This window comes from Thalassospira lucentensis (genome assembly GCF_001613805.1).
GTDB classification, from domain to species: Bacteria; Pseudomonadota; Alphaproteobacteria; order Rhodospirillales; family Thalassospiraceae; genus Thalassospira; species Thalassospira lucentensis_A.
Genome location: NZ_LPVY01000025.1, coordinates 24,178 through 39,750, shown reverse-complemented (window position 1 = coordinate 39,750; position 15,573 = coordinate 24,178). Strand labels below are relative to the sequence as shown.

Annotated in this window: 13 protein-coding genes; 8 read left to right on the top strand and 5 right to left on the bottom strand. The window is 47.1% G+C overall.

Features of this window, described 5'->3' with window-relative positions:
* Position 1 precedes the first annotated feature (1 nt).
* From AUP42_RS20640 to AUP42_RS20625, 4 genes are all read right to left on the bottom strand, one after another.
* Positions 2-1,060 carry an autotransporter outer membrane beta-barrel domain-containing protein gene (locus AUP42_RS20640; protein WP_062953487.1) on the bottom strand — a complete coding sequence of 353 codons (1,059 nt, stop codon included), beginning with the start codon at positions 1,058-1,060 and terminating at the stop codon, positions 2-4.
* A 435-nt stretch (positions 1,061-1,495) separates the two neighbouring features.
* On the bottom strand, positions 1,496-3,568 hold the full coding sequence (locus tag AUP42_RS20635; RefSeq protein WP_062953486.1) for a hypothetical protein: 2,073 nt from the start codon (positions 3,566-3,568) through the stop codon (positions 1,496-1,498).
* Between the two features lie 264 nt (positions 3,569-3,832).
* Positions 3,833-5,131: a hypothetical protein gene (locus AUP42_RS20630; protein WP_062953485.1), complete on the bottom strand. Its 1,299-nt coding sequence runs from the start codon at positions 5,129-5,131 to the stop codon at positions 3,833-3,835.
* A 106-nt stretch (positions 5,132-5,237) separates the two neighbouring features.
* Entirely contained in the window at positions 5,238-6,116 is an 879-nt protein-coding gene (locus tag AUP42_RS20625) for a glycosyltransferase family 2 protein (protein ID WP_062953484.1), read from the bottom strand.
* Positions 6,117-6,274: 158 nt separating this feature from the next.
* Here AUP42_RS20625 and AUP42_RS21310 point away from each other — a divergent pair, with 158 nt between their 5' ends.
* The 8 genes from AUP42_RS21310 to AUP42_RS21305 all read left to right on the top strand — a co-directional run bounded on the left by AUP42_RS21310 (position 6,275) and on the right by AUP42_RS21305 (position 14,116).
* The gene (locus AUP42_RS21310; RefSeq protein WP_170954217.1) at positions 6,275-7,516 is read left to right on the top strand and encodes a glycosyltransferase family 4 protein; all 1,242 of its coding nucleotides are present in this window, start codon (positions 6,275-6,277) and stop codon (positions 7,514-7,516) included.
* Between the two features lie 169 nt (positions 7,517-7,685).
* Positions 7,686-8,111: a hypothetical protein gene (locus AUP42_RS20615; protein ID WP_062953482.1), complete on the top strand. Its 426-nt coding sequence runs from the start codon at positions 7,686-7,688 to the stop codon at positions 8,109-8,111.
* Positions 8,108-9,277 carry a DegT/DnrJ/EryC1/StrS family aminotransferase gene (locus AUP42_RS20610; protein WP_082824883.1) on the top strand — a complete coding sequence of 390 codons (1,170 nt, stop codon included), beginning with the start codon at positions 8,108-8,110 and terminating at the stop codon, positions 9,275-9,277. Before AUP42_RS20615 ends, AUP42_RS20610 begins: the two co-directional genes overlap by 4 nt.
* Positions 9,274-10,047 carry a class I SAM-dependent DNA methyltransferase gene (locus tag AUP42_RS20605; protein ID WP_062953481.1) on the top strand — a complete coding sequence of 258 codons (774 nt, stop codon included), beginning with the start codon at positions 9,274-9,276 and terminating at the stop codon, positions 10,045-10,047. Before AUP42_RS20610 ends, AUP42_RS20605 begins: the two co-directional genes overlap by 4 nt.
* 137 nt (positions 10,048-10,184) lie before the next feature.
* Positions 10,185-11,426, top strand: coding sequence for a glycosyltransferase family 4 protein (locus AUP42_RS20600; RefSeq protein WP_062953480.1), 1,242 nt, complete (start codon positions 10,185-10,187; stop codon positions 11,424-11,426).
* Positions 11,426-12,337 (top strand): sulfotransferase domain-containing protein, encoded by a 912-nt coding sequence (locus tag AUP42_RS20595; protein ID WP_062953479.1) that lies wholly within the window; start codon positions 11,426-11,428, stop codon positions 12,335-12,337. The genes AUP42_RS20600 and AUP42_RS20595 overlap by 1 nt, the downstream gene beginning before the upstream one ends.
* A complete protein-coding gene (locus AUP42_RS20590) occupies positions 12,334-13,128 on the top strand; it encodes a glycosyltransferase family 2 protein (protein WP_062953478.1) in 795 nt (264 codons plus the stop codon). Before AUP42_RS20595 ends, AUP42_RS20590 begins: the two co-directional genes overlap by 4 nt.
* Before the next feature lie 169 nt (positions 13,129-13,297).
* Entirely contained in the window at positions 13,298-14,116 is an 819-nt protein-coding gene (locus AUP42_RS21305) for a sulfotransferase domain-containing protein (RefSeq protein WP_082824881.1), read from the top strand.
* A 406-nt stretch (positions 14,117-14,522) separates the two neighbouring features.
* Here the strand turns inward: AUP42_RS21305 and AUP42_RS20575 are convergent, their stop codons facing one another.
* A complete protein-coding gene (locus AUP42_RS20575) occupies positions 14,523-15,563 on the bottom strand; it encodes a sulfotransferase family protein (protein ID WP_062953475.1) in 1,041 nt (346 codons plus the stop codon).
* Positions 15,564-15,573 lie beyond the last annotated feature (10 nt).

Here is a 15,573-nt window from a genome sequence, read left to right as displayed (position 1 = left end):
ATCAGAAGTTGACGCGCAACATTGCAGATCCACTGGTCTGACTATAGTCCTCACGACCAAGCTGCGTTTTAACTTGGAAGAAGCCTTCCAGCATCCCATCGTTAGATGAAACTTTAAGTCCAAGCCCGGTATCAAATGCGTCGGAGTCATCATTGATCTCGTCAGAGAAATCATGAAGATAATCTACGCTAAAGAACGGGGAGAACATTGCTGACGACGCTTGAAGATCGTAGGAGACAAGACCACCGACACGCCCCTGATCGGTCTTCGCAGAAGTTGCATTAACGACGTTGGTATCGCTTTCGGTATAACCATCAGTATCGCGGTTCGCCCACATGTATCCGACGTGAGCTGACAAACCAAGCTTGTCGTATTTCTTCGAGCCGGTCAGCGTCGCCGCCGCGAATTGGGTTTCAGCATCCGGATCAGAAGTCGTTGCACCATTCTGGCGGTGCTGATCAATACTTGACCAAGTATTACCAACCATACCAGACAAGTTCAGATTTTCATTGAACTTGTAAAGCCCATACCCAGCAAGAGTATATGCATCTTCTTCATATTTACCACTATTGTAAGTGGTATCAATGTCGGTTTTTGAATACCCCAAAGAAACACCAACAAGGACATTGTCAGTAAACTTCTTGTCGCCACCAATGTTAATGGTTTTCACATCGCCATCAAACTGTGTGCCAGCCTTATCGTTATCGACATACGTGTAGTTGGCGTTTGCCCAAAGACTAAATGTCCGCTCTTCACCACCGGCGGCCAGACCACTTTGCTTTTTACTGTCGAACAAAGCAATATCCTGCTTGTTCTGACCGCTATCAAGACCAGAAGAGATCGCGCCACCGCCAAAACTACCACCGATATTGCCAACCAGCGCATCAAGATGGTTGGAAATATTACTAACGTTTGATGCTGTAACTGTTCGACCGATTGTTGGCGCAACAACCGTAGCGCCAGCAGCATTTTCGCCCGTAGTATAAGTCTCTGCAGATGCATTAAACGCACCGATGGCAAAAACAACCCCCACAACGGCACAGCTTAGTTTTGAAAGCACGATAATCCCCTTTGACCAAAATCTCGAAACGTATTTTGTACTTATGATACTGTCCCTTAGCCAGCGCAAATGAAAAACGCATTTCTGGGCCAATCACCACCTTAAGCCACCAATCTTTCGACATAAATCCTCGCATGTGTTGCACTTACAACACACCAATGCCGCACTTAAGCCCTTTCAAGAACGAAATTAACTTCCAACGCGCGCCTGTCCCGCTCACGTTATGAAAGTATTTGGATGCAGAAGCACTCTGATCGAAAGTTGCGCCCCAAACTATTCGGGAAGATCACCTGCGGATAAAACGAAAAGGACTCTGGAACCTTGGACTTCGTGCCGATTGATCAATCGGCTGCGGAGTACCATCCTAAAAGTTCCTCTTTTTTCTTTATCCAGAGAAATATAGCCAATAAATATTTTACTGTCCTTTGGAAAACACTACCGCCGCGCCTCGAATTCCGCACGAGTTTTATAAAGCTTCGCCAGCATATCTTCAGTTAGCGCAACATATCTCTCCAGACTGTGCCTTTCAATTGCAGAGATCATTTTATTCAAACCGTTAATCACCTGCTCAGGAGAGTGAGCCATCAGATCTCGCTGTCCGTCGAACCACAAAACAATAGGGTTTTCAGGTTCATATCGAATAAACGCATCCAAGATCAGATCGCCCTGCCGCTGGACAGAAGCTGATACGTTTGTGTCTGCCAAATATGAAAAATACGGAATGAGGATATCTATGCGGTGCGGAGCCACAGCAATCAATTGGGATGCAACATCTCCCCAGCGCCGGATCAATAACTGCCGAATGTCCTCGTATGCTGGCAACGCTTCTATCGAAGTATTTACAAAATTCGCAGTAACAACAAGATAAGCAAGCACCAACGAACTGGTAGGACGAGCACCAATTTCATTATATGCGTGCTGCAATAACTTTTCACACCATTGGAAGCTGCGCGGAGAACGGTCTTGCAAAGAGTTCTGATCAGTCAACTTATAGCAACCATCCAGCAAAGCTCGTTGCAGAGATATGTGACCTCGCACCCCATCGCTTGGCATACCTTGCTCAGTTGCAGACAGAGCCCTCTCCATGAACAAAGATCTATCAAGCCCACGGTTTTGTTGGTAAAGCCACCACGCGCAGACAAGCAAAACACCCCCGATAATCACAGAAGCTTGTAGTCGGCCGCGCGACCACACAAATCCCCGTGAATACCCACCAAGACCTTCACTATGCTGCAAGGTGCCCCCCATAATCAATGCAAGAAGCGGAATGAGGGACGCGAACTCAAACCAGATTGATGTGACCGTCAAGTAGCCCAGTGCCGTTGCAATTACTATTGGGCGATCCTCAAGCGCGGCCTCATAAACCCATAGACAGAAAACCATAAAGTACAAGACAAGCGCCAGAAGGCCACCTGAGAGCAGAGTTTCATAGGGGATGGAATGGGTATGAACAAAATCGCGGTAGAACACATCCCAATGCGGGTAGAGAAAACTTTGACCAGATAATGGTAAATAATTTTGAACGTAAAAAAGCGAATGCCCAAAACCATTGCCAACCAGATATGCCCCAATCCCTGCTTCCTCGAAGGCATAACTGGTCAATTTCAACATCAAGCCCCTGGATACGACAGAGTAGAGGTTAAAAAAAAGGCCGGGTTCGCTATCCTCTTGGTAAATATCAGCACTCTGCCCTAACGCCCATAAACCAGCCATGATGCAAATAGGCACGAGGACAGTCGCAACCATTGCGCCCCAAATTGCCAAACGCTGCCAAACCACTTTGCCTTTGGAAAACAGTAGGCTGCACAAAGCCCAGATTGCAGTACTAAACACAAGAGCCAACGCAGCCCCCTTGTTCCCCGCCGCCAAGGACAGTAACACCGAAGCCCCATAGCCGATCAGCACTAATACATGGCGAAGATATGGGGGCAAAATGAACTGTCTGGCCATGCAATAAAGGAGGGCGGGCAACAAAACAGCAAACACACCGACATAGTCGCTAAAACCAAAAAGCCGGAAAGCCGAATTCTCATCCAGTTGATGCGCGGATGCCGCATAGAAGACCATGAAAATCCCGGCAGCAAACGCCAAACATATTGTTCCGCGCTCCTGCCAAACTGCCCAGACCAACAACATGAATCCCGACCAACAAAGAAACAGTATCGGCCCTTCACCCAGTTGCGGGCTCCCCAAAAAGGATAGGATGGGAAAAGGTGCGAACATACTCGTGAAACAGCACCAGAGGGCAAACAGCAACGATGCGACAATCGTCAAGGGAACCTTTGCCTCCCTGTAGCGATAGTAGCAATAGCCGCCCCACCCCCACGCCATTGCTCCTGTTACGAACACTGCAATTACAGTTGGCTCGCTGTCACGCCAAACCCCAAAGCGAAAAACAGGCAACGCTGCCATGGTTGATAACGCGCTCCCCGCCAGGATCAGCGCAACCATTATAAGCTCGGCATTCCTCAATCTAACAGCCGATGAAGCAATGGATACTTTACTCATAATGTGAAAATCGCCTCCTCGAAAACGTGACGCAACTGATCACATGAATATATATACAATGACACTTCGGCAAACATGACAGCGACCGAGAATGAATCAGATATCGAAATATCCCACCAAACTAATGACTATTCTCTTATATATTTTCTGATAAGAACCATCTGCTCTTTCGATTGCGATAAAGTACAGATGATCAATGGCCACCTAAATCGGCCCAACCGCTTATGATCTTTCACTCCAAACCAAGCCGATCTTCTTTTTGTTTTACGAACTTCTTAGCGATGAAAGAAATTCAAGTGCAGTTGGATTGCCGGAATTCTGATTGTCGTCCTTCATCTCACCAGAATAAAAATCCCGTCCCAAAGATTTTAGATTCTCCAAGGCGTCAATGACGAAGATATTAGGATAGTGAGACATCTCGTCACCGATCGGCATATCAAAGATATCCAAACTCAGGATTCTCCTCTGCCCAAGGCGCATTGCCCACAGAAGCGCAGAAGATACATCTCCCACAACAACCGAGCTCTCAACGATCATTGCCTCAGCGGTGATTTTTCCTGTCATCGACTGAAAACCAGATAACCGTTCTGCCAACCGTTCGGTTACCGTCGTCATAACCGGATCATCGACAAAAGACGGATGTAATTTCCACCAGATTTCCGGCAAATCACTTTGCTGCTGGATGATTTCCAAAGCATCCCCCCACAAGCTTGCTAACGCATCAATTTGCTGATCAATGCTGTCACCATTGTCATAGTCTAGACAGCTTGAAGGGAGTACCGCAATTCTGGCGCCCTTCTGCCCCGTACTGAACAATGCTTGGGTCGCTACGACACTCATCGGATGCCTGACGAAATGGATTTTTTCCAGTTCGAGCATCTCCATCGCGTAACCTGTCCGTTCAACTTCCGTGTAGCAGAGCACCGCATCATAGAGCTCTCCCTCATCCTTCAGGAAAAGCTTCCCTTGCCATGGGCAATGGCTTTGCTGAATAGCCTTCCCTGCAAAAAGCAACGGAAGAAGCTTGAAGTCACGGATTCCAACCCAGCGTCCCCATGTATCGTGTGCCAGATCACTCAATATCCTTGGCAGCCACGGCCAGCGTTTTTGCCACGCCGATTTACGTGCGCCGACCAAATGCTGCGCTGTAACTTCGAAATCAGTGATTGGTATATGTACGCTAGAACAAATAGCGATGGGAGTATCTGGGCAAATTTCTCGAACAAAACGAGAGATAATTTTTTGATGAAAAGAATGCCAGCTATTCATCAAAACCAAGGCAGGCTTCAACTCACTGATAAGATGTGGAAGTGTCCCTCCTAACCAACGAAAGAGCGCCCAGCGACGGCTCCACGCAGGCATCACCTCGATGCGAACAATTTTTCCAGTATTTTTCAAGACCTGTAAAGCAGCAGAGTTCTCCTTGCCTTGCTCGACGAGGAGAACAATATCATATTGATCTGCGAGCGACCAACAATAGAAGAATCCTGAATTTAAAAATGAATGAAAAGAAAAAGTATCTATCAAAACACACTTTTTATTAGAAACAAGACCCGAAGACACTTTTTCCAAATCCCTATACGCTAACGTTCAATTGATATATCTTCTCAATCATTAATTTTTTCACCTAAATGAATCGCAGAAATCAAACCATTCTCTCGACCAATAGTTACTGACGAATTTTTGGCCTCCGAAAAAGAGGCAAACTATGACGCTTCGCAAACAACTTCATGCTTGAGAAATGCGTGGATTGTGCGGACGTCCACTTCCAGCGCCAGCGACTTTGACGTCTGTGATCATGAATGAACTTTACCATCGGGAAAATCTGGACACGATATCCGGCCTTATGCATCCGAACACACAAATCAACATCATCCATGTAAAGAAAGTAAGCTTCATCCATCGCTCCGACCTGCTCAAACAGGTCGCGACGAACAATGAAGCCAGTTCCCATCACCCAATCCACATCAAATGGAACAGTGCGTATACAATCCATCAGTAAATGGCTACGATTAAGCAGGCTGAATGGAAAAATCCATTTAAGAAGCGTTCGACGCACGATCACGTCAAGCACGGAATAAAACGTTCGAGCTGAATATTGCAAGGAACCGTCAACGTTTGTCAGTTCCCCACCGACCAACCCAACGTCCACATGCTGGTTAAAATGCTCGAGAAGGCGATGGAGATTCGCAGTTTCCGGGCGACAGTCCGGATTGAGAACGAGAACAAATGGCGCAGAGCCGCTCCGGACACCGATATTGACTCCGGCACCAAAACCTTGATTAACCCGTGACAAAACAACATCCACTTCTGCCGGTAAATCATTTTTGAGGCGCAATCCGGACCCGTCCGGGGAAAAATTATCGACAACATGAATGTTATGCGGGGCTACTTCACCCAGCTCAATCAAATGAGTGACACATTTATAGGTATCGTCGTAAGTATTATAATTAACGATTACGACATCAAGCAGCTCAGCAAGCCTCGCCTTCGATGCGAAGCTCTGGAATCCCGCTGTTTGAACTGGTTCGCAGTCTAAAACTCTCATCCATATTCTGCCTGAATGATAAAAGTAGTGCCAGCTTCAGTCACACCAACTCTTAACATGGTGAACACCTGCAAACCAGACTGGAAAATGGTAACGACTGAATGATAAGACCAGACCAGTTCATTTTCGCCTAGATGTTGTGCAGGAAAGCACTCGACATGCAGATTTCAACGATCGTCGTTCTATCAGACTCTCTGCACAATAATGGCGGAGCCGCCAAAGTTGCGATAAAGAGTGCCATTGGACTACGTTTGGCAGGATACCGAGTTATCTTCGTCGGAGGAGAAAGCTGCCCGGCAGAGCCCGAATTAGCTGCAAGCGGCGTCGAGATCATCTCTCTTAATCAGCTATCCATTTCAAATCCCTTGAACCGAGGCAAAACTTTTCTGACCGGGCTATGGAACCTCGGAGCGGCACGAAGATTGAGAAAGATTTTATCGCAACTTGATCCATCCTCAACTGTTGTTCACTTACACAGTTGGTCCAAGGTTCTTTCAACATCCATAATACCTGTAATCCGCCAAGGTAATTTCCCCTTGGTTTTGACACTTCATGATTACTTTACTGTATGCCCAAATGGCAGCTTTTATGACTATCAGGCTCACCTCGCTTGCCATCGCAAACCACTAAGCCTTGCTTGCTTGCGTTGCAACTGCGATGCACGCCATCCGCTTCATAAAATGTGGCGCATTGCCCGCCAAGCAACCCAACACGGCCCGGGTCACTTCCCATCTTCTGTCGACGCCTTCATTTCGGTTTCCGACTTTAGTCAAAGGATTTTGCAACCATTCTTACCGAAAGAAACCCCCATTCATCGAATAGACAATCCCATTGAATGCACAAAACTGCCTGCAGCCGAACCGGATCGAGCCAATGGTGTCTTGTATATTGGACGACTATCGCCCGAAAAGGGGCCAGATCTTCTGGCATCCGCGGGTCGTGACGCTGGTGTTCAAGTAACTTTCGTTGGTGACGGAGAATTAAGCACAAATCTTCGAGATTATTATCCCGAGCACAAGTTCACAGGCTGGCTATCCTTCAGCGAAATTATGCCATTGATTGATCAAACCCGCGCATTGGTCCTTCCTTCGCTATGGTATGAAACCTTGGGCTTGGCAGTCTTAGAGTGTGCTGCGCGTGGTATTCCGGCGATCGTGGCTGATACTTGTGCCGCAATAGACGTGGTCACCAACGAAGAGACAGGTCTCTTTTTTACCGGAGGGGACCAAAAATCTCTGACAGAAACACTTGAACGGTTGTCAGACAATGAAATGGTAAAACGATTGGGTGCCAATGCATACCATCGCTTTTGGATGGATCCTCCAACTCAGGAAAAACATGTCGCCGAGCTTTGTGAAGTATATAGGAGCCTCTCCTTTTCATGTGCATCAATCACATAACATGTTTGAAGCTTTTCGATGAATTGCCCAAATTATACCATCTTGTCCTAGCCCAAATACATAAGAAAACACCAATATTCAAGCTCATCTGGACGAAAACACGCAAGCGCTACATACTTCACCCCTAGAGAGAGATGCCTCTCGAATATTCAAAGCTAGAGCAGAACGTATGATAGAATATATCGAGCATAGCGGTGAGCTCTTGGCTCTGATTGTCCGGGCGTCCTATGCGAAGCCGGGTATTTCCTTTTTTACGGATACTTCGCTATCCCAGCAAATCGGCTATATGCAGCATCCACGTGGAAAACTGATCGAGCCGCACGTTCATAAGCCAGTGACACGTGAAGTCCATTTGACTCAAGAAGTCCTGGTTCTGCGCAAAGGACGCATGAGGGTCGATTTTTACGATGGAGATCAGACTTATCTCTATAGCCGCACCCTGGAACCGGGAGATCTTATTTTATTGATCAAAGGTGGACACGGATTTGAAGTCCTAGAGGAAATAGAGATGTTTGAGATTAAGCAAGGCCCCTATGCAGGCGATGAGGATAAAATTCGGTTTTCCGGTATTTCGGCTAACCAGGTAAAAGAATGACCTCTGTACATTATTCCACCAAAATTGAAGACGGCCTCTCCCTCCAAGAAGTGGGGCCGATCCCGGTAAACGCCCCCAAGTTTGACGGCAATGAACGCACCTATTTACTTGACTGCATTGACTCTGGTTGGGTTTCTTCCGAAGGCCCTTATGTAGAACGCTTTGAGGCGGCCATGGCAGAAAAGGTCAACCGGCGCTATGGGATAGGTGTTGCCAACGGATCTGCAGCTCTTGAAATAGCTGTTGCGGCCCTAAGGTTAAGCCCAGGAGATGAAGTAATCCTGCCGTCCTTTACCATCATTTCCTGTGTAGCCGCAGTTCTACGTAGCGGTGCCACCCCCGTGGTGGTGGATTGCGATCCGATGACGCTGAACAGTACTGCCAGCCATTATGCCGCAGCCATTTCGCCGCGCACCAAAGCGCTTATGGTGGTACACATTTATGGACTTCCTGTAGACATAGACCCCATCCTGGCCTTAGCAGAGCAGCATAGTCTGGCCATAATAGAAGACGCCGCGGAAATGCACGGTCAAACTTATAAGGGCCGTCCTTGCGGAAGCTTTGGCACCTTGAGCACTTTTAGCTTTTACCCCAACAAATTGGTCACAACCGGCGAAGGTGGCATGGTGATGACCAACGACCCCGCTCTGGCACAGAACTGCCGCAACCTTCGGAATCTGTGCTTCAACCCAAACCAGCGTTTTGTGCATGACGAACTGGGTTGGAACTATCGTTTGACCAATATGCAGGCAGCATTGGGATTGGCCCAAGTCGAAAAACTTGATCAAACGGTTGCGCGCAAACGGGCGATTGGCGCAACTTATACCAAACTTCTTTCTTCCCTGCACGGTGTACAACTACCACTAGTGAAAACGGACTATGCGGAGGGACTTTATTGGGTATTCTCTATAATTTTAAACGATAATCTGGAAATGGATGCTAAAGCAGCCATGACAACTCTCGCCGCTCATAAAATTGGCACCCGCCCCTTCTTCTGGCCCATGCACCTGCAACCCGTTTTCCAAAAAATGAACCTATTTAGGGGAGTTTCCTGTCCGGTGGCGGAACGGATCGCCAAACAGGGGTTCTATCTGCCTTCGGGCTTGGGCATCACCGATGTCCAAATGCTTCGCGTGGCTGCCGTACTAAAACAGGTGCTCAGGTGAGCGCTAACTTTTCCCGAGAATATGTCGCTGTTTATGATCTTCTCTATGGCGCCAAGGACTACAATGCCGAGGCAACCTTTGTCCTAAATCGATTAAACACGGTCAACAAGGCTCCCTTAACCAGCCTACTGGAGATCGGATCGGGAACTGGACGCCATGCCCATCTTGTTGCCAGTCAAGGCTTGACTGTCCTGGGGGTAGACCTTTCTGACAAAATGGTCGCTCTGGCCAACCAACGGAGTGCAGGTCTCTCGACCGCACCAGCGGTCAAGTTTATACAAGGTGATGTTTGCAGTTTCAATTTGTCGAGGACATTTGACGCAGCGGTCGCACTTTTCCATGTCTTTAGCTACCTGACCACAACCTCGGACCTTAAGCTGGCGCTGCGCCAAATCCGTGCTCATCTAACCGATGGGGCACCATTCCTCTTCGATTACTGGTACGCAGGAGCAATCCATCGCGACGGTGTAGCGCGACGCGAGCGGGAAGTAGAAAATGATATCTGGCATGTTCATCGGTTAACCATTCCAGTGCACGAAGCCGAAAATAACTTGGTCCGAGTCAACTTCCACGTAACCGCTACAGAAAAGAAAACAGGTATAGTTCACCGTTGGCACGAGGAACACCACATGCGCTATTTCAGTCCTGCGTTTCTTGAAGAACAATTATGTCTTCATGGCTTTAAGACAATTAAGCACGGAGAATGGCTGACCGAAGGGTCACCACAAGCAGGAGAGCTTGGTGCATATTTGCTGGCTATGGCCGTTTGAGAAATGCGTCACATGGTCCTTGATTAAAACTTTTCGAGCCGAGTTTTGCGTCATGTAAGCATTTTTTTACGCATCTGCTTATCCGCTGTAACAGCGGCATTTTGTTTTGAGCCTATTACCAAAAGGATCCGATACCGATGCGGATTGCTGTATTTGTCGAAAACGCCCTCGGGTCGGGAGGAGCGTTCCAGCAAACCTTATCCATGATACACGCTCTGCAATCCTTGCCAGGCTATACCGTGGTTGTGATGTCCCCTGTAGCAGAGAATCTAAAACGTCTTCATGATCAAGGTATCGAGGCTCACTTCTACGCCGATGGAGCTTGGACGCGGTTTTTCGATACTCTGAGTGGCCTAGCCCCCAAAAGCGAAAAGGCAATGCATCAATTGCGACGTTTGGGCTTTCGGCGCTTGGGACAAAATCTGGATCTCCGCTTGGCAGAGCTAAAAATAGACATCGCGTTTTTCAATGCCCGTTCTACAACCCCGATCCGATTAGCCCGTCATCCTTATGTTTTCACGGTATGGGACTTATGCCACCGCGACCACCCCGAATTCCCCGAGGTTTTTGCCAACAGGGAGTTTGAACGACGCGAGCAAATATTAAAAGCAGTTCTTCCCAAAGCCTTCGCGGTGATTGCGGACTCTGAAAGTGGCGCTGACAAAATTTCTCTGTGGTACTCAGTCGACCGTACCCGTATCCATGTCATTCCTTTTCTGCCATCCGTCGGTGTTCGGGCGTACGCCGCAGGCCAAGGCACCTCCACACCGCACACTGTGCGTGGGAAATATGGCCTCCCCGAAGACTACGTCTTTTATCCCGCACAAATGTGGCCTCACAAAAATCACCTTTATTTGTTTGAAGGCATAGCCGAGCTCAAATCCCGCTATGGCCTCTTGGTTGGAGCAGCGTTGAGTGGCGGCGACAAAGGTAACCTAAATTATCTACAGTCTTGTGCCCACAGACTGGGCATCGCAGATCAGGTGTTTTTCTTGGGATTTGTTGATGATGGCGAAATCCCAGCACTCTACGCAGGTGCCAAGGCTTTGGTAATGCCGAGCTATTTTGGCCCTACCAACTTACCGCCCCTCGAAGCGGCCTTGTTGGGCTGCCCGGTGATTTATGCCGATCAACCCACATTCCGCACCCAGATGCAGGACGCTGCGCTATACTGCGACCTCACTGACCCATCAAGCTTGGCAGAGCACCTGCGCTCCGTCCTTCAAGACCCTTCAATTGTAACGCATCTTAAAAAAGCGGGCCATGCCATGGCAGAGCAGCTGGATGAGGATAAATCAACTCAGAAACTCAAAAGCATTTTTGATGCCTATGCCCTGAAGCAGCGTCGGTGGAAAGCCCAAGAAGAAAGCCGTCCATAATGGTCTCGTTACCGAACTTTATTTGCGTTGGCGCACCCAAGACCGGCACTAGTGCCTTGCACGAAGATATGGCAGTCCATCCTGATATCTTCCTTCCCAAGGTCAAAGAAACCCATTTTTTTCGGTTGGCATTCGATGGTTTGCCCTGGAACGGCCCCGGCACCCCCCCGCCCATGGACGTTGACAGCCTTCAAAAATACCAAGCTTTGTTTGCGAACGCCAAAACCGACCAAGCAATCGGCGAGATTTGCCCATCTTACTTCGCCGACCCTCGAACTCCGAATCATATATACAACACTCTGGGAAGCATAAAGATTATCATTATGCTTCGCGATCCAGCAGCACGAGCTTTTTCGCAGTTTCTTCATGCCCGACTGATCGGTTGTGAGCCAGAACCATCTTTCTTGAAAGCAATTGCCCTCGAGCCAGAGCGGAAATCAGCGCAGTGGGGCGAATTTTGGTCGTATCTGGGACAAAGTCATTATGCCCCCGTGCTAGATCGATATTTCTCCACTTTCGGCCGCAAAAACGTCTTGGTACTCCGCCACGAGCACTATGTGAACAAACGCCAAGACAGCCTGCGAGATGTATATAATTTTATCGGCGTCACCCCCGATATAGCTCAACAACAGGGAGTTCCGAAACGGCAGGTTAATGTTTCCGGAATCCCTCGTAATCGTGCAGCAGCATTCGCTTTCCAGCATATTGAAAAGATGGCAGCAATCAGCCGTGACGTAGTCCCGAGACCCATTCGCCAAAAAGTTCGTTCTTTAATGGACCGGTCGCTTGCGAAAGCAACTCTGCTTCAAGAAGAGCGACACTATATTCTATCTCGTTTGTCCAACGATGTTGCCCAAGTTGAAACACTCACAGGTTGGGATCTGAGTAATTGGAAAGTCCCAGTCGAATGAGCATCTCCCCGTTAACTACCAATGCGCCACCGCTAATTTCCATCATCACATCGACATACAATGCTGAGAAGCATTTGCCCGATCTCATTGGCTCATTGCGTAGCCAGGAGCGAACCGGGATCGAATGGATCATTGTAGATGGAGGGTCTCAAGACAATACAGTCGCGCTTGTGGAAGATGCGTGCGATGTCGTGCACAAACTTATCAGCGAACCCGATCGCGGCATTTATGATGCATGGAACAAAGGGATCATGGCCGCCAAAGGCACATGGATCGCCTTTATTGGGGCTGATGACTATTACCTTCCTGACTCGCTTGATATCTGCTGCAAAGAGGCATCTAGCGTGTCAGATGACGTCAACATGATTGTCGGCACAATCCACTGGATCGATGAGCCGGACAATCGTATTGTCAGAACCGTCTCAACTCCTTGGGATTGGCAAAAGATGCAACAGCGGATGACAATTGGTCATCCTGGGTCTTTACACCATCGCACTCTGTTTGACCGTTTTGGCATGTTTGATGCCTCCCTGCGCAGCGCAGCAGATTACGATTTTCTACTTCGGGCTGGCCCACATATAAGAGCATCCTTCATACCGATCCCTCTTGCGCGTGTTCGCATCGGTGGCGCCAGCCAGAGCCCCCTGGCCCTCCGTGAAGCTCAGCTAGTTCGCCGACGAAATTTGAAAATATCTAATTTTCAAGCCGGGCTAGCATATAGTATCGCTTGGATTAAACTGGCTGTTCGTAGCAGAATTGAGAGGTTCAAAAGTATGCTTTTCTCAGGATAAAAAATCTTGTCGGGTATCGCTACCTTGAGACATCGGACCACAAACGAAAATTTTCTTTTAACCTCAAATTTCATGTAAGTCGTTTGAGGCTTTTATTGCTCAACAGATATTATAATGATGCTAAATTTATATCTTTAGGCATCTATTCTTAGACAAAGGACTTTTTCTCGTGGCAAACAAGTTTCAAAAGATCAAAAAAAGTTCTCTCGCATTTTTCAAGGCCTCTCAATCATGCGCACGGGATCTGGCCTATATATCGACAATGCCTTCACAACCGCAGATGGACGATACCTTTTTAGTTGAATTTCCGAAAAGTGGAATAACTTGGCTGAGTTTTCTGATTGCATCCGTCAATCTGCAAAAAAGTGGCATCGACCGTCAGCCAACTTTTTTTGCTATTAGTGATTTGGTTCCAGATATACATTCCTCTCGACATCTCCCACCACCACTTCCTTTTCCAGGCCATCGGTTCATTAAAAGCCATGCGCTGCATAACCCACTATACAGAAAAGTCATTTACTTGGTTCGCGATCCACGGGACGCAATGGTCTCTTACCATGTTTTTGCCAGCAAACTGGGTTGGTACCAAGGAACTTTGAGCGAAATGATCCGCGATCCACATTACGGAATTGAAGCATGGGTCAATCATGCACAGAGCTGGCTAACCCAAACGCGCCCAAGTGTTTCATTCTGCGTTATCAAATACGAAGACCTTTGCAATGATACCGCTGGTATTCTAAGAGATATTTATACACTTCTTGGCTTTACGATAGAAGACGAAGTGATTCATAGGGCCGTTGAAAGTTCGTCATTCTCAAAAATGAAGGAAAACGAAGCGTTCTGCGCGGAGAAAAATTTGACGTTGCCCAAAGACTTCACCTTTGTTCGAAAGGGGGGGACTTCTCGCGGAGAAGGGATTTCACCAGAAGACCTTAGTTTTATAAACAAGCGCGCTGGAACAATGATGAAAATATTTGGTTACACGTGAATCAAGTCAATACAATTTCAGAATTCAACCAAATATTATAAAATATTTAATTTCAATCAAAAAAATTAACACGATGCCACTTCACAAATCCTCAACACACAGCCACCAGCAACAGACAAAAAAAATGATCAAAAGCAAAGAATTACTCAATATTCTTCTTATTTCTTCTTTTTTACTAATTTTTTCGCATCCTGCACATGCTTACATTGATCCAAATACAAGCAGCACGCTTCTACAAATACTAACCCCCATCATTGGGATAGTGATTTTTACTTGGAAGTTCATCACGTATTACGTGAAAAAGATATTTTTAAACATAAAAAAATCCAACAACAGAAAAAACAAACAATAAAATATTACGCCAAAAACTCGCCCATTACTTTTTTCCATAAACGAACTTATATTTTCACATGAAATCAGACCAAGCAGACAGAACTCTACGCTGCCATTCAGCAGGAGGCAAACTCCCCTGTGCTCTGTATCTTTTATTTTTTTCAATTTGATATAATATATTCTTTGACGATAAATATTCGGGATCAATATTCAGTTCCACATATATTCTTCGCAGTTCCTGCAAGGGCTCATCGACAAGTCTTTGATAGTCGACATGGGCAACCATACGACCAGGCAAAAGCGCCTCCCCTTCGGCAAACTTTTTCTCCATAACAATTCTGTTTTGCAGGATAATTTCTCTCAGAGCATTGTCACAGATTGGTCTTCCCAGAGAATAAAGATCAAAAAGTGATCGCCACATCCGAAAGGTAGATTCAAAAACCTCCAATGGGTTTCTGTTCATATAGATGAACCTTGAATTTGGAAAGACGTCTGAAATGGCCTTGAGCCGACAAGAATGCGTCGGTGACTTAATCACAACCGGACGCCCCTGCCCCAAGAGGGATACTCCCTTAATAAAATTTCTGAATGTTTCTTTCCATGTCTTCCGCTCTCGCTCATCAAGATTCTCAATATCTGCTAAAGAAAGAGCCGTTTCGAGACTCTCAGGAAACATCAAACCTTCGTATGGGGAGCGTGCCCCCAATGCCATAAGAGCAAACTCATCCTCCTGAGGAGAAGTCGATGTTACGATAACATCATCCATCGGTCTCTTGACTTCCCGCCGTTTCATATGCCGGGAGCCCAGCATAAAGGCATGAGGATTCATGCAGCTATCTGTAGAAGGAAAGGTAAATTGCGGATCGCAGCATATCAATGTATGCAAGTAAGTCGTACCGGACCGCCAATGACCAGTTATCACTATATGCGGTTGGGTTTGAAGCCTACTCAACCGGTCTTCGAAAACGCTGAACTGCAGCTTCCCACAAAATGAAAACAGAGACCCGAGAATTTTTTTCCTTACAATTAAAGTATATGCATCCAGCAAGCCTGCCTGTGAAACGTTTTCCCAGGCGGTCTTGTTAAGATTGAAATACGCTTTATTTTTTCTCATTCCCGTCGTC

What these genes read in the sequence shown, in the direction of transcription:
- AUP42_RS20635 (WP_062953486.1), bottom strand. Translation starts at nt 3,568, where the DNA reads ATGAGTAAAGTATCCATTGCTTCATCGGCTGTTAGATTGAGGAATGCC.
- AUP42_RS20625 (WP_062953484.1), bottom strand. Translation starts at nt 6,116, where the DNA reads ATGAGAGTTTTAGACTGCGAACCAGTTCAAACAGCGGGATTCCAGAGC.
- AUP42_RS21310 (WP_170954217.1), top strand. Translation starts at nt 6,275, where the DNA reads ATGCAGATTTCAACGATCGTCGTTCTATCAGACTCTCTGCACAATAAT.
- AUP42_RS20615 (WP_062953482.1), top strand. Translation starts at nt 7,686, where the DNA reads ATGATAGAATATATCGAGCATAGCGGTGAGCTCTTGGCTCTGATTGTC.
- AUP42_RS20610 (WP_082824883.1), top strand. Translation starts at nt 8,108, where the DNA reads ATGACCTCTGTACATTATTCCACCAAAATTGAAGACGGCCTCTCCCTC.
- AUP42_RS20600 (WP_062953480.1), top strand. Translation starts at nt 10,185, where the DNA reads ATGCGGATTGCTGTATTTGTCGAAAACGCCCTCGGGTCGGGAGGAGCG.
- AUP42_RS20595 (WP_062953479.1), top strand. Translation starts at nt 11,426, where the DNA reads ATGGTCTCGTTACCGAACTTTATTTGCGTTGGCGCACCCAAGACCGGC.
- AUP42_RS20590 (WP_062953478.1), top strand. Translation starts at nt 12,334, where the DNA reads ATGAGCATCTCCCCGTTAACTACCAATGCGCCACCGCTAATTTCCATC.
- AUP42_RS20575 (WP_062953475.1), bottom strand. Translation starts at nt 15,563, where the DNA reads ATGAGAAAAAATAAAGCGTATTTCAATCTTAACAAGACCGCCTGGGAA.